The organism is Petralouisia sp. (assembly GCF_056822245.1).
Map to the genome: position 1 here is coordinate 60,574 of NZ_JBQIOP010000004.1, position 26,831 is coordinate 87,404.

The 26,831-nt window shown below is 46.2% G+C and carries 21 protein-coding genes; 4 read left to right on the plus strand and 17 right to left on the minus strand.

Annotated features, from left to right (window positions below):
* Positions 1 to 174: 174 nt before the first annotated feature.
* From ACTO17_RS02805 to ACTO17_RS02815, 3 genes are all read right to left on the minus strand, one after another.
* Positions 175 to 1,821 carry an ABC transporter permease subunit gene (locus tag ACTO17_RS02805; protein WP_482556821.1) on the minus strand — a complete coding sequence of 549 codons (1,647 nt, stop codon included), beginning with the start codon at positions 1,819 to 1,821 and terminating at the stop codon, positions 175 to 177.
* 15 nt (positions 1,822 to 1,836) lie between these two features.
* Positions 1,837 to 3,345: a sugar ABC transporter ATP-binding protein gene (locus tag ACTO17_RS02810; RefSeq protein WP_172537450.1), complete on the minus strand. Its 1,509-nt coding sequence runs from the start codon at positions 3,343 to 3,345 to the stop codon at positions 1,837 to 1,839.
* Between the two features lie 188 nt (positions 3,346 to 3,533).
* A complete protein-coding gene (locus tag ACTO17_RS02815) occupies positions 3,534 to 4,886 on the minus strand; it encodes a substrate-binding domain-containing protein (protein WP_172537451.1) in 1,353 nt (450 codons plus the stop codon).
* A 449-nt stretch (positions 4,887 to 5,335) separates the two neighbouring features.
* Here ACTO17_RS02815 and ACTO17_RS02820 point away from each other — a divergent pair, with 449 nt between their 5' ends.
* The gene (locus tag ACTO17_RS02820) at positions 5,336 to 5,785 is read left to right on the plus strand and encodes a hypothetical protein (protein WP_172537452.1); all 450 of its coding nucleotides are present in this window, start codon (positions 5,336 to 5,338) and stop codon (positions 5,783 to 5,785) included.
* 158 nt (positions 5,786 to 5,943) lie between these two features.
* Here the strand turns inward: ACTO17_RS02820 and galU are convergent, their stop codons facing one another.
* From galU to ispE, 13 genes are all read right to left on the minus strand, one after another.
* Entirely contained in the window at positions 5,944 to 6,834 is an 891-nt protein-coding gene (gene galU / locus ACTO17_RS02825; RefSeq protein WP_482556822.1) for a UTP--glucose-1-phosphate uridylyltransferase GalU, read from the minus strand.
* 45 nt (positions 6,835 to 6,879) lie between these two features.
* Positions 6,880 to 7,332 carry a YwiB family protein gene (locus ACTO17_RS02830; RefSeq protein ID WP_172537454.1) on the minus strand — a complete coding sequence of 151 codons (453 nt, stop codon included), beginning with the start codon at positions 7,330 to 7,332 and terminating at the stop codon, positions 6,880 to 6,882.
* A 3-nt stretch (positions 7,333 to 7,335) separates the two neighbouring features.
* A complete protein-coding gene (gene murI / locus ACTO17_RS02835) occupies positions 7,336 to 8,166 on the minus strand; it encodes a glutamate racemase (RefSeq protein WP_172537455.1) in 831 nt (276 codons plus the stop codon).
* 109 nt (positions 8,167 to 8,275) lie between these two features.
* Positions 8,276 to 8,896, minus strand: coding sequence for a stage II sporulation protein R (gene spoIIR / locus ACTO17_RS02840; RefSeq protein WP_482556823.1), 621 nt, complete (start codon positions 8,894 to 8,896; stop codon positions 8,276 to 8,278).
* Positions 8,897 to 9,145: 249 nt separating this feature from the next.
* Positions 9,146 to 9,913 (minus strand): class I SAM-dependent methyltransferase, encoded by a 768-nt coding sequence (locus ACTO17_RS02845; RefSeq protein ID WP_172537457.1) that lies wholly within the window; start codon positions 9,911 to 9,913, stop codon positions 9,146 to 9,148.
* Positions 9,914 to 10,110: 197 nt separating this feature from the next.
* Positions 10,111 to 11,400, minus strand: coding sequence for an ABC transporter substrate-binding protein (locus tag ACTO17_RS02850; RefSeq protein WP_482556824.1), 1,290 nt, complete (start codon positions 11,398 to 11,400; stop codon positions 10,111 to 10,113).
* Between the two features lie 796 nt (positions 11,401 to 12,196).
* Positions 12,197 to 13,501 (minus strand): sensor histidine kinase, encoded by a 1,305-nt coding sequence (locus tag ACTO17_RS02855; RefSeq protein WP_482556825.1) that lies wholly within the window; start codon positions 13,499 to 13,501, stop codon positions 12,197 to 12,199.
* Positions 13,498 to 14,217 (minus strand): LytR/AlgR family response regulator transcription factor, encoded by a 720-nt coding sequence (locus ACTO17_RS02860; protein ID WP_482556826.1) that lies wholly within the window; start codon positions 14,215 to 14,217, stop codon positions 13,498 to 13,500. The genes ACTO17_RS02855 and ACTO17_RS02860 overlap by 4 nt, the downstream gene beginning before the upstream one ends.
* A gap of 281 nt (positions 14,218 to 14,498) precedes the next feature.
* Positions 14,499 to 15,713, minus strand: a complete 1,215-nt coding sequence (locus tag ACTO17_RS02865; protein ID WP_482556827.1) for a Ger(x)C family spore germination protein — start codon at positions 15,711 to 15,713, stop codon at positions 14,499 to 14,501.
* Positions 15,694 to 16,818: a GerAB/ArcD/ProY family transporter gene (locus tag ACTO17_RS02870; protein ID WP_482556828.1), complete on the minus strand. Its 1,125-nt coding sequence runs from the start codon at positions 16,816 to 16,818 to the stop codon at positions 15,694 to 15,696. The genes ACTO17_RS02865 and ACTO17_RS02870 overlap by 20 nt, the downstream gene beginning before the upstream one ends.
* Before the next feature lie 14 nt (positions 16,819 to 16,832).
* The gene (locus ACTO17_RS02875; RefSeq protein ID WP_172537464.1) at positions 16,833 to 18,335 is read right to left on the minus strand and encodes a spore germination protein; all 1,503 of its coding nucleotides are present in this window, start codon (positions 18,333 to 18,335) and stop codon (positions 16,833 to 16,835) included.
* Positions 18,336 to 18,454: 119 nt separating this feature from the next.
* The gene (locus ACTO17_RS02880; protein WP_172537465.1) at positions 18,455 to 19,129 is read right to left on the minus strand and encodes a GntR family transcriptional regulator; all 675 of its coding nucleotides are present in this window, start codon (positions 19,127 to 19,129) and stop codon (positions 18,455 to 18,457) included.
* Between the two features lie 8 nt (positions 19,130 to 19,137).
* Positions 19,138 to 20,034 (minus strand): 4-(cytidine 5'-diphospho)-2-C-methyl-D-erythritol kinase, encoded by an 897-nt coding sequence (gene ispE / locus ACTO17_RS02885; RefSeq protein WP_482556829.1) that lies wholly within the window; start codon positions 20,032 to 20,034, stop codon positions 19,138 to 19,140.
* Positions 20,035 to 20,220: 186 nt separating this feature from the next.
* On the opposite strand from ispE, the gene phnD reads away from it, so the two are divergent.
* The 3 genes from phnD (at position 20,221) to ACTO17_RS02900 (ending at position 24,515) form a co-directional block, all read left to right on the plus strand.
* Positions 20,221 to 21,990, plus strand: a complete 1,770-nt coding sequence (gene phnD, locus ACTO17_RS02890; protein WP_482556830.1) for a phosphate/phosphite/phosphonate ABC transporter substrate-binding protein — start codon at positions 20,221 to 20,223, stop codon at positions 21,988 to 21,990.
* Positions 21,991 to 22,179: 189 nt separating this feature from the next.
* Entirely contained in the window at positions 22,180 to 22,791 is a 612-nt protein-coding gene (locus tag ACTO17_RS02895; RefSeq protein ID WP_172536194.1) for a hypothetical protein, read from the plus strand.
* Between the two features lie 134 nt (positions 22,792 to 22,925).
* Positions 22,926 to 24,515: a potassium/proton antiporter gene (locus tag ACTO17_RS02900; protein WP_172536195.1), complete on the plus strand. Its 1,590-nt coding sequence runs from the start codon at positions 22,926 to 22,928 to the stop codon at positions 24,513 to 24,515.
* Between the two features lie 155 nt (positions 24,516 to 24,670).
* Here the strand turns inward: ACTO17_RS02900 and secD are convergent, their stop codons facing one another.
* The gene (gene secD / locus ACTO17_RS02905) at positions 24,671 to 26,815 is read right to left on the minus strand and encodes a protein translocase subunit SecD (RefSeq protein ID WP_482556831.1); all 2,145 of its coding nucleotides are present in this window, start codon (positions 26,813 to 26,815) and stop codon (positions 24,671 to 24,673) included.
* Between the last annotated feature and the right edge of the window lie 16 nt (positions 26,816 to 26,831).

The following is a 26,831-nucleotide window of genomic DNA, read 5'->3' on the forward strand; positions in this document are numbered from 1 at the left end:
CCTGATTTTTACACTCCTGAATCACGTTCCCCCCGGCCAGCGCAGTAAATACACAGCCCTGTCTGAACGGCTGCTTCCATTGTCATACGCTTACATTCTGAAGAGCCGTCCTGTAATTTTTCCAAAACAGCAAAAGAGCCGGCACGCTGTCCGGCTCTCTCGTTCCATATAAAATTATTTTTTCTGTACATATTTCAGACAGTCAAGAGTTACCGCTGAAATAATGATAATTCCTTCAAATACAAACTGCAGGTTTGTGTCAATACCAAGAATGGTAAGAGAATAGGTAAGCGCGGTAAAAATCAGCACACCAACCACTACTCCTGAAATTTTACCAATACCACCAGTAAAGGAAACGCCGCCCACTACGCAGGCTGCAATGGCGTCCATATCCCAGCCCTGTCCATAAGCTGCAGAACCGGAACCAACCATTCTTGCGCATTCCAGCCAGGAACCGAAGCCGTACAGAACGCCTGCCAGCATAAACGCTCCCATGGTTACCTTGAATACGGAAATACCGGAAACAGATGCAGCTTCCGGGTTCCCGCCTACTGCATACAGGTTCTTGCCGAATGTGGTCTTATTCCAGATAAACCAGATAATTGCAATGGCTGCAACTGCCCAGAGAATAATGGTTGGGAAACCATTTACTTTCGGAATAATCATATTCGGAATTGCCGGTTCAATTGCGCCGAAGGACACTCCCTTGGTGGCATAAGTGATGATACCGAAAATCATCAGCATGTTCGCCATGGTTGAAATAAAGGGGTGCATCTTGAATTTTGCGGTAAAGAACCCGGCCAGGGATGTAAAACAGGTACATAAGAAAATACATACCACCAATGCAAAAATAACACGCACTGGAATCGGAAGCCCTGTAAAGTCAAAAATATGTCCAAATACTCCACCCGTATTAATTCCCTGGTGCATAATAATGGTCGCCGTGGTCATGCCCATACCAACCATACGTCCGATGGAAAGGTCGGTACCCGTAAGCAGAATCAGTCCCGCAACGCCCAAAGCAAGGAACATTCGGGGCGAAGCCTGCTGCAGAATGTTCAGAACATTGTTATAGGTCAGCAGCGGCGTATTCTTCACAATCGGAGTAATGATACACAATGCCACAAAAATCAGTACAATCACGATATACAATCCATTCTGCAAGAAGAATGACCTGCGGTTAAAGGTATATTTGTAATTCTCCCACTTCTGCGCCCTTGCTTCCATAAACGTGAACTTGGACATGCGCAGCATATCAAGCAGATGGTATTTGTGGGCAAAAGCCCCATGCTTCTTATCCTTCACCTGCTGAAGATCTTTTTCAAGCTCCATCTTAGCCGCAAACAGACGGTTCTTATGCACATACTTCTCGTCTTTGATTTCACTGTGGTCAGAAAGCTTTGCCAAGGCTTCTTTGTGCTCTTTTTCCAGTCTCTGCACTTCTCTGGCGTATTTCTCTTTAGCCAGCGCTTTTTCCCGCTCGCAGCTTTCCTTTACCGGCTGAAAATAATCCTTGTCATAATTTGCATTCAGAAATTCTTCCGCCTGACCGATTAATTTTGCTATTTTATCTTTGTTGCCTGCCTCCACGGCCCTGGCCTGTTCCAGCTCCGCCTGGTATTTGGTAATCTTGGCATCCTTCTCTGCCTTTGTATAAATGCGGTCCCTTTTTACGCTGTCAATCTCATTCTGGATGAAAAGAACCTTATTTGTGCCGTCCGCCCTTAAGTCGTCAATTTCTTTCTGAATTGCCCCGACACGATCGTCAATTGGCTTACGCAGCTTTAGTTCCTGCTCAGCCGTAAGAATTTTATTATCCATATTCATTCTGCCTCCCTACAGGTATTTGGCGCTGAGCCTTAAGAGTTCTTCCTGATTCGTTTCTTTCGTATTGACAATCCCGGAAAGATGCCCGTTGGACATTACGCCGATCCGATTGGTAATTCCCAGGATTTCCGGCATCTCAGAGGAAACCACAATGATGGTCTTGCCCTGCTTTGCCATATTGATAATCAGTTCGTAAATCTCGTATTTTGCGCCTACATCAATTCCTCTTGTGGGTTCGTCCATCATGAAAATCTGCGGGCCGCGCTCTAACCATTTTCCAAAAATTACTTTCTGCTGATTTCCGCCGGAAAGATTTGCAATCATGTCCTCCGGCCCCATGCATTTTGTATGCATTACCTTAATCTCATTTGCGGTTGCCTTGGTCATTTTCTGCTGATCCAAAGCAATGCCGGATTTGTACTCAGGCAGGTTTGCAATGGTGGTATTAAAAATCAGGTTGCCTTTCAAAAACAGTCCGTTGGCCTTCCGTTCCTCTGTAATCAGGGCAAATCCATGCTCCATGGCTTCTAACGCACTGTTAAAGTTCATCAGGCGGTTTTTAAAATACACCCGGCCGGCAGCCCTGGTACGGATTCCGAAAATAGTTTCCAGAAGCTCTGTCCGCCCGGCCCCTACCAGACCGTACAGCCCGAAGATTTCTCCCTCTTTCACATCAAAGGTGATATCCTGCAGATGAGGCTCGAATTTTGTGGACAAATTCTGAATGGACAAAATCACCTCTCCCGGCTGATTGTCCACCGGCGGGAACCGGTTCTCCAGGGAACGTCCAACCATAGCTGCAATCAGCTCGTTCATGTCTGTTTCCTTCGCGCCCTTTGTCATAACCAGGTTACCGTCCCGAAGCACCGATATTTCATCACAAATCTCAAAAATCTCATCCATTTTGTGAGAAATATAAATCAGGGAAATTCCCTGGGATTTTAACATCCGCATCATTTCAAACAGCTTATCCACTTCCTGCACCGTCAGGGAAGAGGTAGGCTCGTCTAATACAATTACTTTTGAATTATAAGAAATTGCCTTTGCAATTTCACACATCTGTCTCTGCGATACTGACATATTCCGCATGGGCTGGGTAAGGTTTACCGTCATCCCCAGCTTCCGGAACAGCTCTGAGGCTTCTTTTTTCATTCTGCCTTCATCCACAATTCCCATGGAATTCACCGGATACCGGCCAAGGAACAGATTGTCAATCACATTTCTCTCTAAACACTGGTTCAGTTCCTGATGCACCATTGCAATTCCGTTCTCTAATGCATCCTTGGGACCAGAAAAACTTACTTCCTTGCCGTCCAGAAAAATATTGCCCTCATCCTTCTGGTAAGTCCCGAACAGACATTTCATCATGGTTGACTTTCCTGCGCCGTTCTCACCCATCAGTCCCATTACCGTGCCGCGCTTAATGTCCAGATTAATGTGATCCAACACACGGTTCCGGCCAAAAGACTTGCTCATGCCCCGTATCGATAAGACGGTATTATCTTTCTTATCTGCCATTTTGCCACTCCTGTATGTGTAATTGATAGTTACGAAAATCAAACCGGGAAGATAATTCCCTTATCTGCAAAACGGCGCCTGTCAGCCTGCTGACAGATTTCCCTGACGCCGGTATGCAAAAAGGCTGCCAGAAAGATTTCCTTCCTGGCAGCCCGCTTTCACAGCTAAAAAACATTACTGCTTATTGTTTACTGGCTAAGCAAAGATGTGTAGGAAGCTGCATTATCTGTCTTTACCATGTTGATTGCAAACGCATCATACTGGCCTGGATTTCCAAGACGGTTTGTAACGTTGGACTCTGTCTGTCCGTCACCGCCGATATACTCAACTTCAAGATTCAGAATATCGTCATAATTCTGAAGCAATGGCTGATACGTAGAGCTTAAGAAGTTGTCAGAAGCATTGTAAATATTCAGCCAAATCTTCTTGGTTGCATGAGAACCTTCGTCAAGCTGTTTAGATACAGGCTCATAGATCTTTGTGGAATCTGTGAAATCCTGATAATTGTCAGCTGTAACTGCTACGTTCAATGCATAATAGGAACGCTCTTCTTCTCTGTATACATATACATCATCTGTCAGAACATTGCCTGCTTCGTCTGCAGTTCCGATTCCTGTGTCAATGTCAACGCCGTCTAATGCGTTACGAAGAACTCTCAGGGTCAGATATGCCTGTACGTCTGCATGCTGGCTGATGGTTCCGCCGTATCCTTCTGCGATAGCTGCAACTGCGTCGCTGTTTGCATCATAACCGAAGGTAGGAACTTTGTTGTCTTTGGACCATGCGTTGAACATGGACATTCCCATACCGTCATTGTTAGAAACTACAACGTCAATCTGATCGCCGAAAGAAGAGGACCATGTTCCGATTGCGTTTCCTGCTGTAGCTGCATCCCAGGTAGCTCCTGCGGAGTTCTTCATTTCCTGAGAAGCAAGTTCGCGTACCACATATTTCTTGCCGCCTACTTCGATTTCGCCGTCCTGTACCATGGTTGCTGTTCCGTCTGTATTGGTACCTGCAGGATCGCTGTTGATATTGCCGTCTTTGTCCACGCCGGTTCCGAGAGCCTTACGAACGCCTCTGGTACGTGCGATGGAGTCATTATGTCCGATATCACCGATTGCCAGAACATAACCGATGGTGCCGTCGCCGTTGCGGTCAATCTCATCAATGTGAGCTTCAATGTATTCTTTTACCATAGTTCCCTGAAGTTCTGCGCCCTGGTTAGCGTCAAACCCTACATAATATGTATTGGCATTGAAGTTCAAAGCTGCTGTGTCCAGTTCACCGGTTGAGCTGTTTGAAGGCTGACGGTTGAACCATACCAGCGGTTTATCTTTATTTGCCACATCTCCTGTAGAGCCGGCATCTGAGCCAGCATCTTCACCGGCATCAGCTTCTGCATCTGCTGCAGGCTCCTGGGTCTCCTCTTTCTTGTCGGTGTTATCTGCCGGAGCGTTGCCGCCTCCGTTGTTGCCGCATGCTGTGAGGGAAAGCCCAAGGGCTAATGCCAAAGTTACAGAAACAAATTTCTTCTTCATAATGAATATCTCCTTTCCTCCTGTGCTGTCCGCACTTTATTGATGTTGACAGTATAGAACATCTTTTCAGGAGAAAACATAGAATATTTTTCACTTAACATTGAAATTTCTATTATCTTTTTTCGGCATTTTTTACAATATATTCCAAATTATACAAAATTTTTACAGCAATGGCCACAAACAAGGGAAAATGGCAGATTCAGACCCCTTTAAAGGTTTTCCGCGATGGTTCACGCCCCAACCCGCACTCCGAAAGAAATATTCCAAAAACCGTCAGCGCTGCCAGCGATACTGCAGCGGCCCGGATACTTCTTTTCATTCAATCACTCCTCAAAATAAACTTTTTCCAGAAACATTGTACCATTGATTTTTACGCTGATCAATGGTACAATAATTCCTGACGTTTTAAGACAGGACGGCAACATTTTTTGAAAAAAGGAGGATTTTTCATGGCAACATGGCAGATTGTATTGATTGTAATTACCGTTCTCTTGCTGGCAGCAACCATTGCGCTTTACATAATGGGCAAAAAATCACAGAAGAAAAAAGAAGAGCAGGACGCACAGATTGCTGCCGCTTCACAGACCATATCAATGCTTGTGATTGATAAAAAACGGATGAAACTAAAAGACGCGGGGCTCCCCCCGGCAGTGTTGGAGCAGACTCCTAAAATGCTGCGGGGTTCTAAAATGCCCATTGTAAAAGCAAAAGTCGGGCCGAAAATTATGACATTTATCTGTGAAGGGGAAATTTTCGACCGCATCCCCACCAAAAAGGAAGTGAAGGCTGTAGTCAGCGGCCTCTACATTACCTCCGTCAAAGGACTTCGGGGCCCCATCGAACCAGTTGCAAAGAAAAAGAAATTCTGGGACAGGTTCAAAAAAGAAGCCCAAAAATAAACGCAGCCGGAACACAAATAAAAAAAGACTGCCGGAACACGCAGTTTACTGCAATATATTTTTTTCGCATTTCAGCAATATATTGTGTGTAAATTTCATGTTCCGGCAGTCTCTTTTTTACTTCCTCACCTTATAAAAACGTCAGGATTTATCTCACTTTAATCATACTGAAGCATTTCTTCCATATTTTCCTGGAGCCGCTTAAGGTAATCCTTCATTTCTTCTCTTAATTCATCGGTTCTTAAGGCAAACTCAATATTGGCCTGGATAAATCCTGCCTTGGTTCCCACATCGTACCGGTGCCCTTTAAAATCATAGGCATACATGGCCTGCTCTTTTGCCAACCGCTTCAGGGCGTCTGTAAGCTGAATCTCACCGCCTCTTCCTGCATCCTGTGTTTCCAGGAAACGGAAAATCTCCGGCGTAATAATATACCGTCCTAAAACAGCCACATTGGACGGGGCTTCTTCCAAAGAGGGCTTCTCCACCATATCGGTAACTTTATAAACACGGTCATCCACCTGTTTTCCCGCAATGATTCCGTATTTATCCACCACTTCCCGGGCCACAGTCTGCACCCCTAAAATGGACGTCTGGTATTCCCGGAACACATCCAGCATCTGCCCCAGGCAGGGCTGTTTGGACACTACCACATCATCCCCCAACAATACGGCAAAGGGTTCGTCTCCAATAAAATGCCGGGCCGCAAGAATGGCGTGTCCCAGACCTCTGGGTTCTTTCTGACGGATATAATGGATATTGGCCATTTCGGAAATTTCTTTTACCATATCAAGCATTTCCAGTTTGGCGCCCCGTTCCAATTCCAGCTCCAGTTCGATGGAGCGGTCAAAATGGTCCTCAATGGAACGTTTGTTGCGGCCGGTTACAATGATAATATCCTGAATTCCGGCTTCCACTGCCTCCTCGATGATATACTGGATGGTGGGTTTGTCCATAATGGGAAGCATTTCTTTGGGCTGTGCCTTGGTTGCAGGCAGAAACCTGGTCCCAAGCCCGGCCGCCGGTATAATCGCTTTTTTTACTTTCATATGCCTTCTCCTTGTACGGTTTCTTCTCTCTATGCCATTGCAGGTTTAGGAAAGGGTGAAATTCCCCGCTTCTTTTGATTTGATGCTCATGGTAATGGAACAGTCTGCCAGATGTTCATAATTCACTTCCAGATTGTACTTCACCTTTACGTCAATATTATCCTCTGTCTCCGCAATATCCACGCTTTTTGCGTCAATTCCGATTAAAAGGCTTCCAAAAGGCGTATTGTAATAAGAAACGTTTTTCCTGTTTTTTTCAAAAATCATGTGGACATTGGAAACGCCTTTCTTGGTAATGTCCAGGGATTCATCCGTAAGCTTGATGATATTCCTGGTATTCCCATCAAATCCTTCCATGACTTCATCGTACATAATATAATGTTTGCCGTTTTTCTTATAGTAGTCGCCGGCCGTGATCACTTCCACCGGCTCAACATCTTCTTCATCTCTGGCTGCAAACTGCAGGCCGCTGATTGATAACAGTACATCTTTTGTCATATGTTACTCCTCAATATGTATTAATTGTGCTTCTTTGATCTCACAGGGCAGAATGGAATTGGCAAAATTTTTGAATTTCTCCGCCGCATCGCTGACATAAAACTGGTACTCGGCAAAGAGTTCCTGCTTTCCGTCATTGGCAATCTGATGCTCCTTCAACAGACGTTTCAGACCCTGGGCCGTCTCATAGGCAGGGTTCACCAGATTCACTTCGTCCCCCATAATGTCCCGGATGGTAGACCGCAGCAGGGGATAATGGGTGCATCCCAGAATCAGCGTGTCAATATTTGATTCCTGAAAAGACAAAAGATAGCGTCTTGCCACCTCTATCGTCACAGAATCCTTCAGCCAGCCTTCTTCCACCAGAGGTACAAACAGAGGACATGCCTTTCCTAACACCACCGCGGCCGGATTATGCCTGTGGATCATTTCCGTATAAATCTGGCTGCCCACCGTCCCTTCCGTTCCGATAATGCCTATTCTGCCATTTCTGGTAGTTTCCGCAGCCACTTTCGCTCCCGGCTTTACCACGCCGATAATCGGCATTTTCATCTCCGGTCTGATTTCCTCCAATGCAAAGGCGCTGGCCGTATTGCAGGCCACCACAATTGCTTTTACCCCCATGGTTTCCAGAAAATGAATAATCTGCCTGGAATAACGGATAATAGTTTCTTTCGATTTGCTCCCGTAGGGAACCCGGGCTGTGTCCCCAAAATAAATAATATTTTCCCGGGGCAGCTGACGCATGATTTCTCGTGCCACCGTCAGCCCTCCCACACCGGAATCAAACACCCCTACAGGAGCATATTTCTTCTCTTCAAAGGATTCTTTCATCTTGATTATCTCCCTAAACAGGTCATACACATGTATATTACCTGTTTTGCGTTGAAAATGCAAGAGGGGGAGAAAATTTTCAGTTTTTTCCCAGTGCTTCTGCAAACACTTAGTCCGACAGCTTTTCTTTCATCCAGTCCAGAAGCGCAAATTTCACTTCATAATTTTTATGCTCCATCAGGCTTTGATATTCTTCTTTTGTTAATGTCTGTTCTAAGGATTTTTCTGCTTCTTCCTCTACCACCTCATACACGCTGTTGTAAAAGCACAGGTTTGGATACATAACGCACCACCAGTTCCGGCCCTTCCCTTCTCCGATCACAACCTCAAGGGCCTCATAGGTTCCGGCCGGGAAGGTGTAATTCCCATAGGTTTTCCAGGGAAATTCCACAATGGCAAGGTCTGCTTTTACCGAATAATCAAATCCTTCCGCGGCAATTACCTGCTCTGCCCTGGCTTCAATTTCCGGCAGGCTGTCTTTTATGATCCGACGGCTCTCTTCAATATCACTGACGCCGGAAAGCAAAGGCTGCATACAGGCTCCTATGGCGTCTCTTACCTTTAATTTCAATTCCTGATCCAGTTTCGCGTCGCTGTTTGCCCGGATATGGAAACGGATGATTTTCCCTGCGATTTCTTCTGTCATGGCATGGCTTTTATATTGGCGGCATCCCAGCAGGACAATTGCAAGAACTGTCAGAAGGATTCCCTTATGTATCGTTTTATTCATGATTTTTCCCTTTCTGGATTTTCCCCCGAGGGGATATTTTCTGCCGGCTGTACCCATGATATAAATAATACGTACGCTCTTGGGTATAAAGAGAGTATTGCCGGAATTTTCCAGTTTATACAATTTGGGAAAAATCATTTTGTCATCTTGTAAAACAGAGATCTGACAGAAGATGTGATTGCGGTTCTGGAAACATGAGAACAGAATTTGTTAGAAGAAAATAAGAAACGCTGTATAAGAGAGGGCACATTACCCTCTCTTTTTTGCAGCCAGAAGAAATCGGTGAATCTGTCCTTCTATCACACCGTCCCGCTCCAGTATTTCCTGGGCACGGTAAAGATTTTCCAGGCAGCTTTCCACCTGAAAACCGGGAAACTCCCATTCGATAATACGGGCAAACCAGACAAGAGCCCCCACATCCCAGAACTTAATGGGCCGAAAGGCTTCCTGGGCTTCCAACACGCAGAAACCGCTTTTTTCAAAAGCCGCCCGGGCCTTCTCCAAATACTGCTCCGGAAAAGGAAGCTCCGGCACGTCCTTCAGTAATAATGCCACAAGCTCCCTGTCATTTTCGGCTCCCACCTGTTCTGTGACAAAAATGCCGCCGGGTTTCAGCGTACGGCTGATTTCATCCGGATTAAAATTCCCGTGACGGTTTATAATCATATCAAAACTGCCGCTGTCAAAAGGCAGCCTGCCGCCGCTGTCTGCCTGACGGAAATCAATTCCCAGAGGCAGCAATTTTTCCCGGCACAATGCAGCATTGGGCGGATAATTCTCTGTTGCAGCCAGGCTCCCACAGGGATGACCCAGAGACAGCAAAAACTCACCGCCTCCGGTATCAAGATCCAACAGTTTCATATCCGGCTTTAAATACCGACCTACCGTCTCTCTGTAGTTCCATGGCAAATCCCGTTCCTCGTCGTATTTTCCATTGATATGGGAAAAATCCCATCCGTGAATATGCGCCGCTTCTTCTTCCTGAAGCCAGATTTTTTTCAGAGCTTCTTTCTCCATAATTTATCGCTCCCTTATCTTTTTACTGGTTATAGTCTAGCACAATCCCTGCGATTTGTCACTTGTGGCAGTTAAAAATATCCTTTGAAAATTTCAGCAAAACCGCCCCGTCAGCTTTTTTCTTCTTTCCAACGGCTGGAGTTTATCCTTCCTCATGGCTTTCCTCCTCTCCATGCAATCAAGCGATAAATTCCATGCTATTCATCAAAATAAAAACGCAGTTCATTTTCTAAATCATCCAGCTTCTCTTCCACGGAACGGTCTTCACTTGTCATAAAGATCGCCTGGAATACCAGGGAATTCTCATAATGGCAAAACCGGGCCGTGGTGACCTGCCGGGTGATCTGGAACAATTCCTCGGCTTTTCTCTTGGCCGCTTCCGGCTCCTCCGTTCCTAAGCCAAACCGGTATTGGAGCGTCGGCACAACCGCGTTGTCATTGACGGGGATGGCCGTAAACATGGTTCCGCTTCCAAAGCCCTCCCAACCCGTTTTGCCCTGCATTTCATCCGACAGCAGAAAAGCCAGGAAGTCGCCCGCCTGGGAAGCCTGCGGGCTGTTCGCCCGAACTGCCGCAAACACATTCACCTGCGCGTTGATTCCCCCTTCCCCGTTTGGGATCGGCAGGAACTTAACGTCCGTCCCCGAAGCGATAGACCTCTGGATGAGGGATTCAAATACGCTGCCCCTGCAATGCCCAAGCATCGTGACATCAGGCAGCTCCGGCGCGCCCTCGGAAGAAAACTCCCGGCCCTCCACCAGCCGCTTTGCCAGATTCAGCAGTCCTTCCGAAAACGCGATGGACTCTTCCTCATAATCCAGTGCGGACGTCCCAAAAAGCCCCGGCATATATTCCCTCAAAAAAAATTCCGTGGGAAACCCGCTCACCCCTGTATGGCTGGCAATCTCCTCCAAAAACTGCGCCGGCTGGCCCGAAGACGGCTCCCAGTCCCCCAGCGTGCCGTCTGCCACGGCGACGCCCGCCAGCATATACCCAAGAGGCAGAAAATACTGTTTCCCATCCACTTCTCCGGCTTTCAGCACTGTCTGGTTCAGCGGCAGATCCTCTAAGCCTTCCATCACTGTATTCAGATCTAAAAATACACCGTTATAACTGCTTTTTATCACATCCGGCAAGGCCTGGTTGCTTTCATCCAGAAGAAACACATCCGGTCCCTTGCCCGCCATGACCTGCACCTGCATGTCCTTCACGGCTTTTTTGTTTTTTTCCATTTTCTCCGTAGGGGAGTTGTCAATAAAAGGAACCGTTTCAATCTCCACCTCCACTTCCGGATGGAGCTTGCAATATTTTGATATTACCTTCCTGTAGAACTCCTCCTGCTGTTCTGAAATGGCAACCACCATCTTCGATGTGGCCCCAGTCCTCTCTGACTCCTTTTTCCCGGAGGATGAATCCGAAGGGCCGCAGGCCACAATGGAAAGGGCACATAAAAGCCCTGTCAGAATCAACGCTGTTTTTTTCTTCATATCTTGTTGCCTCCCATCCGCGTTCAGATACAGCAGCTTAAATCAATCTGTTTGAAGAGGTTGATCTAAGCTGCCATAATTATGGTTTGAAATTTTTTATACTAAAAATGACTCAAGGGTGTTCCTTATTACTTATTTTATTTCATCTTATATATTATCGGCTAAACATAAAAATTATTTTATGTAAATTAATGCAATCTATATCCATGACATTCTGTTCTAGTGCCGGCATACGCACTCCATTCCGTGCTTACATATGAGCAATTAGAACATTTATAACGATAAACATTATATACTTTCCACGTTAAGTCATCCCCGTAGGGATATCCATGTTTACACTTTGTAGATGTAGGCCCTGATTCATCATTTCTTACTTTAACAGTGTTTAATGTCATTCTCCCACAATTTCCGCATTCCTGCACTCGCGGTTGAATTCCTTTCTCTGCCGGCTGGGCCGCTGACACTGGCATTGCCAGTGTAAATGCCATTGCGCATAATACCAAAACAGACGTTATTTTTTCTTCATACACTTCCTCCTATAGCCCCTTGTTCATTTTCAATATCTTATTTATCAACATACAATACATGTTTTTCTTCTTCCTTTTTTGCGATGATTCACTCTACGTTTTTCACATCATCAATATACCATACCTCTTTTCCTTTATACCCATATTGTCCGCCAATTACAGATTTACTGTCCATATATTTTATTTTTAAAAAAGAAAAAGCTCCGACCATATCAACAATTAAATAGTTTATGATATGAACCAAGCCTCTTTACAGATCCCGCAATATTCTAATTCTTCCCGTCAAAGGGCAGCATAATATTCACAATAAATTCATAATTTTCATTGATGCACTCCATCGTGCCGTCATACCGTTCCACAGCATCCTTCACACTTCGAAGTCCCCAGCCATGCAAAGACGTATTCTCTTTTGTTGTAGCCGGAAAAACCGCAAATTTCTGGTTCTGGCTGCATGGATTAAACACCCGGATAAACAGAAAAAAATTAGCCCTGCGCATGGTAAGTTTAATCATTCTGTTATTTTCCAGTTTTTCCACTGCCTCAATCGCATTGTCCAGAAGATTTGACAGGATGGTGCACAGATCATTAGGTAAGATTGTGCTGTTTTCAGGAAATTCCACATTGATATCCGGCATAATACTTTGTCCATTCATTTCCTGAATCTTGCTGTTGAGCACGGCGTCAACCACATCTGTGCCTGTCCATTGCTTTTTTGATAACACCAGGATAGGTTCTGCAATTTCTTTTATGTATCTTTGGGCCTTCTCTACTTTTTCCTCCTGCAAAAGCTGATACAGCAGATTTAAATGATTGTTTAAATCGTGGTACAGTTTGGCATTGGCCCTGTAAATTTCACTTAAAGAATTATAGTTTTCGTTTAATAAGCCATGCCGCATTTCGAGAAAACTCACTTTATGTTTCTCTTCTTTCTGCATCACGGCAAAATAACTGATAAATATCATAGACGCCAGGAAACACAACACAAAAAACCACAACGCAGGCATGGAATCATCAATCATTTTCAATGCCTGCTGCGACAAAAATATAAATCCGATAAATCCTCCCAGAGACAATGCCGTAATCAAATAAGCTGCTTTCAGTTCCACAGACAATCTTTTTAAATATTTTCTCAGAAACAGGTAAAGCGCTGCCCACAAACTATTTACAATCGTGATTACAATTGCCCGCATCAATCCAAAACTGCTTAAAATCTGATCAAGTGTCTGAGAACCGTCAAAAAAATCTGATACTGTTATCAGAATAAAGAAATCGAAAAAATTCATACAAACCAAATAAAAACTCATGACAGAAAAAGCAGTGATATAATTTACCCCATAAACCATCCATACAGATACGCTCAGGTAAATTTCAACTAAGATAAGCGTAAAATAAGAAAAGAGCACAAACTGATTGCAGAATAAAACCATAGTTGTGATAACCAAAGACAATACCATATCTGTTTTTCTATTACCACGTTTCCTTTTATTCGCAAAAATATCTGAAAAGACCAAATATGCAATAAATCCTTCTATAAACGTTGACAGAAATTCCACCATTCCATAAACCAGCATCATATTCTTTCTTCCCAAAACGCACTGACTCTCTTTTTCAATTCATCCAATCTTGCACGGCTGGCAAACAGGCGAACCCCGCCTTCTAATTCCACACATCCATTAATGATTTTCATAATATGCTGAATATTAACAATACTTCCCCGATCGATAAACACAAAATCTTCCGAATCCAATTCTTTTGATACATTGCTCAGGCTTTTTCTCACTTTAGCTGCACTGCCGTCTGTCAGATTTATCACTGAATTTTTCCCATCCCGCTCTATGTATCGGATTTTCCGGTATGGTATTTTTTCCATTCTGGTGGGCATATCAATACAATATGTCTGATCCGATCTGATTTCAATCATTTTAACCGCATCCAACAGAGCATGGCTGAACCTGGAATCCATACTATTCTTGGGAACATAACGGAAAATTGACAACTCGAATGCGTCTATTACATACTTCATATGAGATGTAATAAATATAATCAGCGCTTCCGGCAGATGTTTCTTAATATATTCCGCCAACTGCATTCCATCAATACACGGCATTTCAATATCGCTTAAAACCAAATCAAAATGCTTTCCTTCCTCAATTTCATACTGTAACAGCCTGCTCTGAGAATACCCTGTTATTTCTGCATGAATACCGTGCTCTCTCAGCAACGCATCTACCCGCTTTTTCAATACTGCTAATGACTGTTCTTCATCATCACATAACGCAAGATAAATCATAGGAACCTCCCCCAAAATCATGTTTAATCGCGGCAATCAGACATCCTGCTTACAAATTGTCGCCTTTTTCTCTCATTATATCAAAAAAACCGTATTTCTCAATCCTCTAATGTATAAAAATATCTGATATTGCCTGGTCAATTTTCATTGTCTACAGGAAAATCACAGGTTATACGCAAGACTTGGCTGCAATTTCTTCGCCGCTGCAGCCTGCGTATAATCTTCACGTTCCAACGCCCTATGTGTATGGAAAAACTAAGGCAAAGCCGGCAGTCCATCCCCTACTCCCAATTCAGCATAGCAATCTCCACCTGAAACACATGCTGCGCCTCCTGGTTATAGGCATCCGGATAATTCCGGTACATCCGGTACAGGCTGCGGTTTTTGCTGCCCAGGGAAATAAAACTGTTTGTCACATCAATTCCATACTCCTGCTGCAGCCGTTCTGCCGTTTCAGCCAGATCCGCCGTAAGCTGTTTTTCTATTTTTTTCTCCAGCTGATACTGTTCGGAGACTGAACTGACCTGTCCGGTTTTCAGACGGCCTTTTCCTGTGATTCTGACTGTCACAACAGGCAGTGTTCCTTCGAGCATGATCGTCTTTTTGGCCCGGATATCTGAGATTTCCACCACCAGGTTTTTCGCCGGCTCACAGGTGAATTTCTTCAAAAGGTTCTGGCAGAGAAAGGATTTCATGGCGTCCTCCACGGTAAGAATTCCCTGATAATTAAAGTTGGAAACCGCCCCATATCCGGTGATCACCGGCCGGTTTCCCTGCTCGGTCAGCACAGGAATCAGCAGAAGTTCATCCTGATTGTGCCACTGGTTCATAAGATTTCCCACAGTGGCAATCTTATTCTGCTTAAAGTCCTTCTGGCTCTCTAACATTTCCTCCAGATAAGTTCCCATGGACCCTTCCGTCTCTTCCGTAAGGCTTAAAATCTCCGCCGCTGAGCCGCTGCCAATCAACAGACTGGTATTTCTTGCGGAGGCTTCCCGCTGCTCCCAGGCTGAGAGAATCCCCCGAAGCTGCACCGTATCTGAGAAAACATTTTCCCCCAGCACCACCGCTTTCATATGATTGTAATCCAGTACCCGGTTGGTATTATTTTCATAAGATTTTTCCACATGATACATGTCCGCGCCCTCTAACGACAGGCCCATGGCAGTGTCCACGGTCTTTCCCTTTTCCGAAATCTGGGCAAGATCCGGAAAATCATAGCTTACTGCAAGATCTGGCGAATTCCCAACCTCTCTGCGGAACACATCCTCCTTTGGTTCTTCCTCTGCGCCTCCTTCGAAATTCCCTGCATCAATTTCAGAATCTTCCTCCTGCAAGTCGATTCCCACAGCCAGAGGAAAGCTGCGCTGCTCCAGTTCTGTAGACGCGCAGCCGGATACATGGAATATGCCAATGAGCAGCCACAGCGCCCATAAACGCCCTGCCGCAGATTTTTTCTGCCGGTTTCTCTTTCTTTTATTCTCTGTTTTCTTCACGTTCCATCCCCTCCTTTTTCATGCCGGACTGTCTGATGCGGAATGCCAGAAGCAGAATCAGAAGAATTCCTGTCATTCCCGGAAGCACAATCCATTTCTGGTAAATCTCATACACCTCCATCAGAAATGTATTTCCGAAGAACCCCATGCCGATAATAAACGCCAGAACCAGTGAAATCCACATACTGCAACGGTTCCCCGTCTCATGGAACAGCTCTTTCAAAATCAGCGTGCTTTGAAACACCCCGGTATGCATCAGCGCAAACAATGCCAGAAACCACACAGAAGTCATAATCACATCCTGTCTGGTAAAAAATCCTCCCGGCAGGTTAATCATGCTCATCAGAGTAATTACCGGACGTTTTAAAACCCCCAGGGTATTCCTTCCGAACACCCCCAGAAGTATCAGATAAATCACCCCGTTTAAAGCCGCAGCCACTCCCAGGGCCCACCTGCCGCAGCTGGCAAGCCCTTCCGGCTTCCGGCAAAAAGGCTTTAGAAATAATACTGCTGTCAGAGGCAGAAAAAACACCCACACGGCCACGGTTCCCCGTGAGAAATCTCCGCCTCCGGAATACATCAGCGGATACCAGTAATCCGTCCGAATCTCCCTCAGCGCAAGAAACAACATCAGAAGCAGCGGAATTCCCAGAAACCAGAAAATAATTTCATAGACTCTGGCCCTTCCCTCAATGCCCCGCACGGTGCCGTAAGCTGCCAGAAGCAGCAGCAGAATGCTGACCCAGAAGTAGGAACCCTCCGGCAGCAGCCAGGTCAGAACCAGGGTGGTGACCTGATACAGCACAAATCCGCAGAGCGTCACAAAATACAGATAGTAAAATACCATAAAAGCATCTCCGGCAATCTGGCCTGCCGTATCCTTCATATAATGATAGTAATCTCCTTCTGCATTCTGCAGATTCTTCTGTATCAGCCACAGAAACACCCAGCCGCCTGCCGCTCCTGCCGCCAGGCTAAACAGGCCGTCCGCCCCCGTCAGGGACGACAGGATTCCAGGAAGCATCAGGCTGCTTAACCCGAACAGATCCAGAATCAGAAGCCGCCTGACCTGACGCAGTGATATTTTCCAATTATCCGCAAACATAACCTTGAACCTCCTTATGATTTCCCCTTATCCTGCTGCTTAAATTTCAATCTGGTGCGGGCGCCTTCTCTGGTATAGATGGGCCGCTTCCTCAGAAAGCCTAAGGGAAGCCGCAGAAAGGTGTCCCGCTCATCCCGGTAACCGTTCAAATCCGCCCCCACAAACGGCGACAGATAGGGAATCCCGAAGCTTTCCAGATGAGACAGATGAATCAGAATTCCCAGGGTTCCCACCAGAAAACCGAAAAATCCCAGATAACCGCAGAGGAATATAAACAAAAATTTCAGAATCCGAAAAGCCGTGGCAAATTCTTCATTGGGCACCGCAAAAGAACACAATGCCGTCAGAGCCACCACAATCACCACAATGGGACTGACAATATTCGCATCCACAGCCGCCTGCCCGATAATCAGGCCGCCTACAATTCCAATGGTGTTCCCGTTGGCTCCCGGAAGCCTCACGCCGGCCTCCCGCAGCAGTTCAAAGGCCACCTCCATCAGAATAATCTCCACCACTGCCGGAAAGGGAACTCCCTGTCTGGCCGCCGCCAGAGACAGCAGAAGATCCGTGGGAAGAATCTGAGTATGGAAATTGGTCATGGAAAGGTACAGCCCCGGAAACGTCATGGCAAGAAAAGAAGCCAGATACCGGAGCATTCTTGTAAAAGACGCAATTTCCCACCGACTGTAATAGTCGTCGCTGGTCTGAATAAACGTGTTGTACGTGGCCGGCAGAATCAGCGCCACCGGAGAATTATCCGACAGCAGCACAATCCTTCCCTCTAAAATAGCCATAGCCGCCCGATCCGGCCGCTGGGTGGTCTGAAACTGAGGAAAGGGAGAATAAGTTCTTTGTTCCGTAAGCTGCTCAATAATCCCGCTGTCCAATGCGCCGTCAATCTCGAATTCTCCCAGCCGTTTTTCAATCTCTTCCAGCATCCCCGGATGGATCAAATCCTTCATATACACCAGATCCACATTGGTATGCGTCCGTTTTCCGGCAAAGCTTTCCTTCACCTTTACATGGGGACTGCGGAGCCTTTTGCGGATCAGGGCGGTATTCAGCTTGATGGATTCTGAAAAACCTTCATTGGACCCCCGGATCACCTTCTCCGATTCTGTCTCATATACGCCCCGGCCCGGATAGCCCTTATCAGGAATCTTAAGAGCCTTGTCATATCCCTCCAGGAAAAAAAGCACATCTCCGGTGAGCATTCCCTGGGCTGCATCCTCGATGGTGGCAAAGGGCTGGGAGTCTGAAATATCCTCCACATTCTGCGCCACATACGAAGCCAGCCTGTCCTCCGGCAGCTCCCGCAGGGTCTGCAAAATTTTGCCCACTGCCGAATCCTTCCATTCCATGCTGCTGACAGACACTTCAATATAGGCGATATAACACTCCTTTTTCAGGTTTTGCCCTACCTTCACTTTTCTCTTTTTTATATCTGCGCAATCAGAAAACAGTGCTTCAAACTGACTGATATTTTCCTGCAGATCTGAAGTAATTGGAACTGCCATTGCTTTTCCCCTTTCCATTCAGCAAAATTCTTTGTCTGAGTTCTCCACGAAAAAAGGATAAGCAATCTTTGCCTATCCTTTTCTTACATTTATGATTATCTTTTCCCAAATTTTCCTTTTTATTCCTGTTCCTGAATGATATTTTTCACCACAATCTCCTGATTTTCCACATGATGGCTTACAATTTCCACCACCGCCTCCTTGTCCTTGCGCTTCAGCCCGTCATAAATCCCCTGATGCTCTTCAATAAGCCTGGGATAAATGCTCTCGTTTTTCAGATATTCCACCCGGTAACGGTACATCTGCTCCCGCAGATTATTCAGCATGGTTACCAGTTTGGGATTATCCGCCGCCTGATAGATGGAATCATGGAATTCCACATCGGCCTGGGCGATCTGCTTCACGTCGCCGCTTCTGATGCTCTCTTCAAAATTTTTCAGAGCCACATACAGCTGTTTCAGCTCTTCTTCCGTCATATTGTCGCAGGCCAGCCCCACTGCCAGTTCATCCAGCGCTTTTCGTATCTTGAGCACATCTTCCATGTCTTTTTCTGTCATTTTTGCAACTTCCGCGCCTTTTCTGGGCATGGTCACCGCCAGTCCTTCTAATTCCAACATACGGATGGCCTCGCGGATAGGGGTGCGGCTCACCCCCAGCCTGGATGCAAGCTGCAGCTCCATCAGACGCTCTCCCGGCTTCAGTTCTCCTTTTAAAATCGCTTCCCGCAGGGTATGAAATACAACGTCCCTAAGGGGCAGATATGCGTTTGTATTTAATACTAGCTTGTCTGTCATGTTCTACCTCACTTTTTATTTTTCATACTCATTTTTCCCGTGTTGTTATAAATATCTGTCAGATATACCTGTTTCGCCAAATCTCCTCTCCGCAGCTTCTGATATACCTGCTGAGCCAGCCTTTCTTCATCAAACAGCCCGAACACTGTGGGGCCGCTTCCGCTCATCATGGCATTCAATGCGCCGCCTTTTATCATCTCCTCTTTGATTCGGGCAATCACCGGATAACCGGGAATGGTTACGCTTTCCAACACATTGCCCATACGCGCCGCCGCGCCTGGTAAATCTCCGTCATTGATCCGTTCAATCAGGCCGTCAATGTCAGGATGCAGCGTATCTTCATCCAGTTTCAGATTCTCATATACAAACTTTGTCGATACGCTGACCGGAGGCTTGGCAATCAAAACCTTGCACGCAGGCATCGGCTGCAACGGTGATAGCTGCTCCCCGATTCCTTCTGCCAACGCTGTTCCCCGCATGACACAGTAGGGCACGTCCGCTCCAATTTTTACGCCCCGTTTCATCAGCTCCTCTTTGGATAGCCTTAAAGAAAACATCCGGTTCATTCCAAATAATACCGCGGCTGCGTCAGAGCTGCCCCCTGCCATACCTGCCGCCACCGGAATAAATTTCTGCAGATCAATAAATACGCCGCTTTTAATTCCGAACTCGTCCATCAGAAGTCCGGCAGCCTGATACACCAGATTATTCTCATTCTCCGGAAGGTAATACAAATTGGTCTTTACCCGGATTCCCGGCGTCCTGGTCTTTTTCAAAATGATTCGGTCATAGAGTCCTACGGTCTGCATAATCATCCGCACTTCATGATAACCATCTTCCCGGCGTCTCAGAACATCCAGTCCCAGATTGATCTTCGCCAGGGCCTTTAACCTTAATTCCAACATATGTTTTCTCCTGTATTTTGTATACATTCTCATTAATAGTTAACCATTTTTTCCAAAAAAAGTCAAGATTCCAGGCACATTTTGACACTTTTTACCATATGTCGTCTTGCACCGAATGCTGCTTCCTGCTATACTGGACTTGAAATTTCAACTTTTTCCCTGCCACTGATGAAAGGAAGGAAATCTATGTTTAAAAAATTTTTATCCAAATCAAACCAGACCCCCGCCGTTCTCCCTGATTCTGAAAAAAACTATCCTGCCGGAGAACACGAGAAGATCCTTTCAGAAATCAGTGACATGATGGAAACGCTGGGTTTTGACACCGAACACCTTCTCTGGATTGCCAAACAGAATAAAGAAGCCTTTTCCACCCTGGTAAACCACAACCAGATGATTGCCAATTCCTCTGCTGAGAATCTGGAGCAGGCCGCCTTTGTGGAAGAAAAAATCCAGCAGGTCAATACAAACAGCGGAACTATGAATGAACAGATCCGGCTTGCGGAAGAAAAAGCCGACCTGGTGTTAAAAAATATTACCGACAAAAACCATACCGTCAAAGAAACTTACCACATGCTCCATGACCTGACGGAAACTCTGCGGATTACCCAGGAAACCAATCTGAAATTACTGGAATCTTCCCAGAGTATCCACAAGATTGTAGAATATATCAAAAACATTTCCGAAGAAACCACGCTGCTTGCGCTGAACGCCTCCATCACTGCCGCCCATGCCGGGGAAGCAGGCAAGGCATTTGCTATAGTAGCCGGCGAAGTAGGCAAGCTTTCAGATGAAACAGATTCTTTTATCAATGAAATCGAAGATATCGTGAAAGAATTAGAAGAAAATATCCACAGCAGCCATGCATCCACCAAACATTCCGAAGAATCCATTGAAAAACTCAGCGGATTTGTGGAAAACACGGTGGACATTCTGACAGGCGCTTACAATTCCCTGACGGATATCAAGAAAAATATGGGAAATCTCACTGCCGTTTCCCAGACCAACGTGGAGGTATCCTCCGACGTAACGGAGGCTTTGGGCCTTTTGGCCGGCACGATTTCCACCTCCGCAGAACAGTCTCAGGATTCCATTGAAATGATTGCGCAGCACCAGAAGAAAACCGACACCCTGTTTTCCTGCTGCGACAGCATCAGCTCCATGTGTGAAAAACTTCAGTACAGCATGTGCGCTGTCAGAGGCGAAAATGATATTGTCATCGGCATCAATCCCTTTACCTCCCCCAGTGATATCAAAAATATGTATCAGCCGGTACTGGCCCGTATCTTTGACAGCCTGGGACTGAAAGTAAAGATTATTATTGTCAAGGATTACAATTCCCTGGGAGAACAGATTCAAAAAGGCGGCATAGACGGGGGATGGTTCTCTCCTTTTGCCTACATTACTGCGGCAGAGCTTACTCCGCTGATTCCGGTAGCCACTCCTTTAATCAACGGCAGGGACTACTACAATGGATATATTATTACCAGAAAAGACTCCGGAATTGAAACTCTTGAGGATCTGCCCGGCAGAACCTTCGCCTACGTGGACAAAAACAGCGCTTCCGGCTATCTGTATGCAAAACACAGCATCAAAGAAGCCGGCCTTGATCCGGAGTCTATTTTCCTGAATGTTGCTTTTGCCGGCAGCCACGATCAGGTCATTCAGGGCGTTTTAAACGGTGAATTTGACGCAGGCGCCACTTACAACGAGGCCTACGACAAGGCCAGAAACGCCGGAACAGACATGTCAGGCATTCAGATTATCTCCACCACCGGCAATATCCAGAAAGACGCCATTGCTTTTGGCCGGAATATGGACCCGGAGCGGATCAGGCAGATTCAGAATGCTTTTGTGAATTTCAAAGATTTCTCCGGCATCACCACTCCGGTCACCGGCTTTGTGGAAGCCAAAGACAGCAACTATGATTTGATCCGCCAGGTACAGAATGCAAAATAATACGAAAAAGTGTTAATTATTTCCTGTATCTTCCGATATAATTGACAGGAGTAACAATATTATTCCGGCGGTTAAATACTGCAGCAAATGAAGATTTCGGCAGGTAAGATACTGTGATATTTAACTGCCGGAGTAGTATCATCAGGTTACGGATAACCAAATCAATTTTTGCCAAGGAGGGACAACACTATGAGCGTAAACAGCGTAAATAATGTAAATACCAGTACTGCCGCTTATAACAGTACATCCGTTCAGCAGAAACAGGCTGCTGAGAACACAAACACTACCAAGAACACCGCCGATAACAAAGGCGTTGTATACGAAAAAGGCACATCCTCCAGTTCTTCAACCAAGGGCATCTATTCCAAAGATGAAATTGTAGCCCGTCTGAAGAAGGATGCAGAAGCCAGAACTTCCCAGATGAGAAGCCTGGTGGAAAAAATGATGACCAGCCAGGGGCAGAAAATCGGCCAGGCTGACGATATGTGGAAATTCCTTGCCAGCGGTAAGTTTACCGTAAGCGCTGATGTGAAAGCACAGGCACAGGCTGACATCGCTGAGGACGGATACTGGGGCGTAGAACAGACCTCTGATCGTATCCTTGAATTCGCTAAGGCTTTAACCGGCGGAGACGCTTCCAAAGCAGAAGAAATGCGGGCCGCTTTTGAGAAAGGCTTTAAAGCCGCTACCGGCGCATGGGGCTCCAAATTACCGGATATTTCCCAGAAAACTTATCAAGCCGTTATGGACAAATTCGATGACTGGGCCGGCGTAAAGAAAGCTGAAACAGAAACCGAATAATCATGAACCAAACACACTCATAAAAAACTCAAAAGGGAGGGGCCGGAAGTTTCCGGCTTCTCTTATTTCTTCTGAAAAATTCATGAAATCTTCACAACAATACCTGCAAATACAATAAAAAGGAGGAAGTTTCCATGGCGATTCTGTTACTTTTATGCTGCGCCGTCATCCTCTCCTGTATCATCGCCAACCGCTTTTCCAATAAATTCGGTATGCCTGCCCTGCTCTGTTTCATGGCTCTGGGCATGATATTCGGCTCTGACGGACTTTTTAAGATCTCTTTCAACAATTACACCATGACAGAACAGCTCTGTACCGTCGCATTGATTTTTATTATGTTTTACGGCGGCTTCGGCACAAACTGGCAGACTGCCCGGCCTGTGGCGGTAAAAGCAGGCATCCTTTCCACCTTCGGCGTTATTGTCACTGCCTTGCTCACCTGTTTCTTCTGCTACAAAATTTTACATTTTTCTTATTCAGAAAGTTTTCTGATAGGCTCTGTCTTAAGTTCCACAGACGCAGCTTCCGTATTCTCCATTCTCCGGTCCAAAAACCTGAGCTTAAAGAACTCCACCGCCCCGCTTCTGGAAATAGAAAGCGGCAGCAACGACCCCATGGCTTATATGCTTACCATGATTGCCCTTGCCATGCTTTCCGGAGACACCGGCACTTCCATCCCGGTTATGCTGTTCACTCAAATCACATTCGGCGCCGCCGTGGGCGTTGCCAGTGCATACATAGGCATTGCCGTGCTTCAGAAAGGAGATATTGTATCAGAAGGAATGGATACGGTTTTTGTAATTGCCCTGGCGTTATTATCCTACGCTCTTCCTACCATAATCGGCGGAAACGGCTACTTAAGCGTATACCTGACTGGAATTATTCTTGGAAACAGCCCCATCAGCAATAAAATCACGCTGGTACACTTTTTTGACGGGATTACAGGACTGGCCCAGATATTGATTTTCTTTTTGCTTGGACTTTTATCCTTCCCCCACCGGCTGCCGGATATTTTTCTCCCATCCCTGGCCATTGCCCTTTTCCTTACCTTTGCAGCCAGGCCCATAGCGGTATTCCTTTTTATGCTGCCCTTTAAGCCTTCTCTGCGGCAGTGCCTCCTGATCTCCTGGTCGGGACTCAGGGGCGCCGCTTCCATTGTATTTGCCATTATGGTAATTGCCGGCGGCATAAGCCTGGAGCATGACCTGTTCCATATCGTATTTTTTATTTCCATGCTTTCTGTGGCCATTCAGGGCTCTCTGCTTCCTTTTGCCGCTGAAAAGCTGGATATGGTAGACCGCAACTCCGATATCCGCAAAACCTTCAACGACTATCAGGATGATTCGGATTTGACGCTGATGCAGATGTACATCCCCAGGGGCCATAATTGGGAAAACCGCATCGTTCAGGAGGTCTGCTTCCCCACCGGCTCCCTGGCCCTGATGATTAAGCGGGACAATGAAACTCTCATTCCCAGAGGAAACACCAGAATTCTGGCAGAGGATACCGTCATCTTAAGCGTGCCTGCCTACCGCAGTGAAAATGACCGCAAGCTGAAGGAAATACAGATTACTCTCAGTCATCCCTGGTGCGGCAAAACCATTGCGGAACTAAAGCTTCCGGAAAATCTGCTGATTGCCCTGATCAAGCGGCAGGAGGAAAACCTGATCCCTCAGGGAAGCACCCGGATTTACACAGGGGACAGGGTTGTTATTTATAAGTAGCCGGCTTACAGCAAAAAGCTGCCGGGAAATGAACCCCCGCTATGGGGCAGGTAAATTCATTTCCCGGCAGCTTTCTTTTTCGGCTTGTAAGCCTTTTTACAGCTTTTAAGGATTCCCTTTACAGATATTTGGACTGTGCCGAGAATCTGCTGTTTTTATTTTTTTGCAAATTTCACTTTAAATACATACCACAGCGCGCCTGTAATGCATACGGAAGAGTAACCGCCGCAGATAATGCCTGCCATCAACGGCAGGGCAAACTCCCGAATGGAGCTTACTCCCAGAATAAACAGCACAAATACCATAATAAATGTGGTCAGTGACGTATTGATACTTCTGGACAAGGTCTGGGTAATGCTTCGGTCTGCAATTTCCATCAGAGCTTCTGGATCTTTCTTCTTGCTTCCTCCCAGATTCTCCCGGATTCGGTCAAAAATAACGATGGTGGCATTGATGGAGTAACCTACAATGGTCAGCATACATGCAATAAAGGTATTTCCCACGGAAATCCTTGCCACTGCATAAAAGGCAAGCACCACCAGTACGTCGTGCAGAAGGGCAATTACCGCGCTGCCTGCAAACCGGATATCCTTAAACCGGAACCAGATATAAATCAGCATACAGATAGTCGCTATAATTACGGCCCAGACTGCGTCTGATTTCATCTCATTACTTACGGTGGAGCTGATATTCTCAGCAGTAATTCCGTCCTCGCTGACGCCGAATTTATCAATCAGCGCCTGGTTCAGAGCTTCACGTTCTGCCAGCTCCAGAGAACGTGTCTTGATTACCACCTGGTTGGTTCCCTCAATCTTCTGGGTCTGGACATTGGGATCTCCCGTTACCTCTTCCACAACCGGGACAATGTTTTCATCAATCTCATTGATGGTATAATCTTCGTTAAACGTCACTGTGGTGGAGGTTCCGCCTACAAAGTCCAGACTGTAGTTGAGAATGTTTCCGTCTTTTGAATTATTGATGCCCATTCCCACAACTCCTGCCAGAATCAGCAGACCTGAAACAGCAAAGCATATCATGCGTTTTCCCAGGAAACGAATGGTTTTGCGTTCCGTTGTGGAACCGTAAAATTTAGCGTCCTGCACTCCCAGCGCATAGAAGCATTTCATCAGCCAGCGTGTCACCACCAACGCGGTAAACATAGATAATACAATACCGATTCCCAATGTGTAGGCAAAGCCTTTGACAGAACCGGAGCCGCGGGTGCCCAGTACCACTGCTGCAATCAATGTGGTGATATTGCCGTCCACAATGGCAGAAAGGGCTTTTTCATATCCCAGCTTAATGGCCGTGCTGACGGTCTTTCCTGCACCGATTTCCTCCCGGATACGGGCAAAAATAATGACGTTGGCATCCACCGCCATACCGATGGACAGGATAATACCTGCAATACCCGGCAAGGTCAGTGTAATATCAAAAATCCACAGCGCCCATACCGTCAGCGCAGAATAAAGCACAAGGGCAAGACTGGCGGTAAATCCCGGCGCACGGTACATCACAATCATAAACACCATAACCAGAATCAGACCGATAAGCGCCGCTTTCAAACTGGTGGAAATCGCTTCCTCTCCCAGCTGGGCCCCCACTACCTTGGAGTGAAGTTCCTCTAACTCCAGAGACAGAGAACCGATGCGGATGATAGAAGCCAGTTCTTCTGCAGCCTCAAAGCTTTCCATATGGGTAATCTGGGCTTTTCCGCCGGTAATGGCTTCATCCACCCCAGGTTCACTGATGGTCTGGCCGTCATATACGATAGGCATTGTTTTTCCCACATTGTCGGCCGTTGCTTTGGCGAATTTCTCCGCCCCTTCATCGGTCAGGGTCAGATCCACCACAAACTGGCGGTTTCCCATGTTATCGGTGTAAGTGCCGCCCTGGGCGTTCTGAATATCCGTTCCTGACACCAGAGTCTCTCCGGCTTCATTCTGGAATTCCAGAGAACCCGGCTTGCCCAGTTCCTCCAATATGGCGTTTGCATCAGAAACGCCTGGAATTTCAATATTAATTCTGTCTGTTCCTTCCTGGTATACCGTGGACTCTGTACTGTACACCTCCACACGCTTCTGCAGCTTGTATACCGTATCCTTCATATCCTCTGCCGAGGGATTTTCGTCCACTGCCCTGTAGGTGATACTGACACCGCCTGCAAGGTCAAGTCCCAGCTTAATATTACGGTTCTCTCCTACGCCAACCGTTGAGATAATGGTTCCTGCATACCAGGTCATGCCCACCATGATTGCCAGAATCAGAGCCAAAATCCCTGTAGCTTTACTTTTCTTCATGATTTTTTCCTCTCTT

What these genes read in the sequence shown, in the direction of transcription:
- ACTO17_RS02805 (WP_482556821.1), bottom strand. Translation starts at nt 1,821, where the DNA reads ATGGATAATAAAATTCTTACGGCTGAGCAGGAACTAAAGCTGCGTAAG.
- ACTO17_RS02810 (WP_172537450.1), bottom strand. Translation starts at nt 3,345, where the DNA reads ATGGCAGATAAGAAAGATAATACCGTCTTATCGATACGGGGCATGAGC.
- ACTO17_RS02815 (WP_172537451.1), bottom strand. Translation starts at nt 4,886, where the DNA reads ATGAAGAAGAAATTTGTTTCTGTAACTTTGGCATTAGCCCTTGGGCTT.
- ACTO17_RS02820 (WP_172537452.1), top strand. Translation starts at nt 5,336, where the DNA reads ATGGCAACATGGCAGATTGTATTGATTGTAATTACCGTTCTCTTGCTG.
- galU (WP_482556822.1), bottom strand. Translation starts at nt 6,834, where the DNA reads ATGAAAGTAAAAAAAGCGATTATACCGGCGGCCGGGCTTGGGACCAGG.
- ACTO17_RS02830 (WP_172537454.1), bottom strand. Translation starts at nt 7,332, where the DNA reads ATGACAAAAGATGTACTGTTATCAATCAGCGGCCTGCAGTTTGCAGCC.
- murI (WP_172537455.1), bottom strand. Translation starts at nt 8,166, where the DNA reads ATGAAAGAATCCTTTGAAGAGAAGAAATATGCTCCTGTAGGGGTGTTT.
- spoIIR (WP_482556823.1), bottom strand. Translation starts at nt 8,896, where the DNA reads ATGAATAAAACGATACATAAGGGAATCCTTCTGACAGTTCTTGCAATT.
- ACTO17_RS02845 (WP_172537457.1), bottom strand. Translation starts at nt 9,913, where the DNA reads ATGGAGAAAGAAGCTCTGAAAAAAATCTGGCTTCAGGAAGAAGAAGCG.
- ACTO17_RS02850 (WP_482556824.1), bottom strand. Translation starts at nt 11,400, where the DNA reads ATGAAGAAAAAAACAGCGTTGATTCTGACAGGGCTTTTATGTGCCCTT.
- ACTO17_RS02855 (WP_482556825.1), bottom strand. Translation starts at nt 13,501, where the DNA reads ATGATGCTGGTTTATGGAATGGTGGAATTTCTGTCAACGTTTATAGAA.
- ACTO17_RS02860 (WP_482556826.1), bottom strand. Translation starts at nt 14,217, where the DNA reads ATGATTTATCTTGCGTTATGTGATGATGAAGAACAGTCATTAGCAGTA.
- ACTO17_RS02870 (WP_482556828.1), bottom strand. Translation starts at nt 16,818, where the DNA reads ATGTTTGCGGATAATTGGAAAATATCACTGCGTCAGGTCAGGCGGCTT.
- ACTO17_RS02875 (WP_172537464.1), bottom strand. Translation starts at nt 18,335, where the DNA reads ATGGCAGTTCCAATTACTTCAGATCTGCAGGAAAATATCAGTCAGTTT.
- ACTO17_RS02880 (WP_172537465.1), bottom strand. Translation starts at nt 19,129, where the DNA reads ATGACAGACAAGCTAGTATTAAATACAAACGCATATCTGCCCCTTAGG.
- ispE (WP_482556829.1), bottom strand. Translation starts at nt 20,034, where the DNA reads ATGTTGGAATTAAGGTTAAAGGCCCTGGCGAAGATCAATCTGGGACTG.
- phnD (WP_482556830.1), top strand. Translation starts at nt 20,221, where the DNA reads ATGTTTAAAAAATTTTTATCCAAATCAAACCAGACCCCCGCCGTTCTC.
- ACTO17_RS02895 (WP_172536194.1), top strand. Translation starts at nt 22,180, where the DNA reads ATGAGCGTAAACAGCGTAAATAATGTAAATACCAGTACTGCCGCTTAT.
- ACTO17_RS02900 (WP_172536195.1), top strand. Translation starts at nt 22,926, where the DNA reads ATGGCGATTCTGTTACTTTTATGCTGCGCCGTCATCCTCTCCTGTATC.
- secD (WP_482556831.1), bottom strand. Translation starts at nt 26,815, where the DNA reads ATGAAGAAAAGTAAAGCTACAGGGATTTTGGCTCTGATTCTGGCAATC.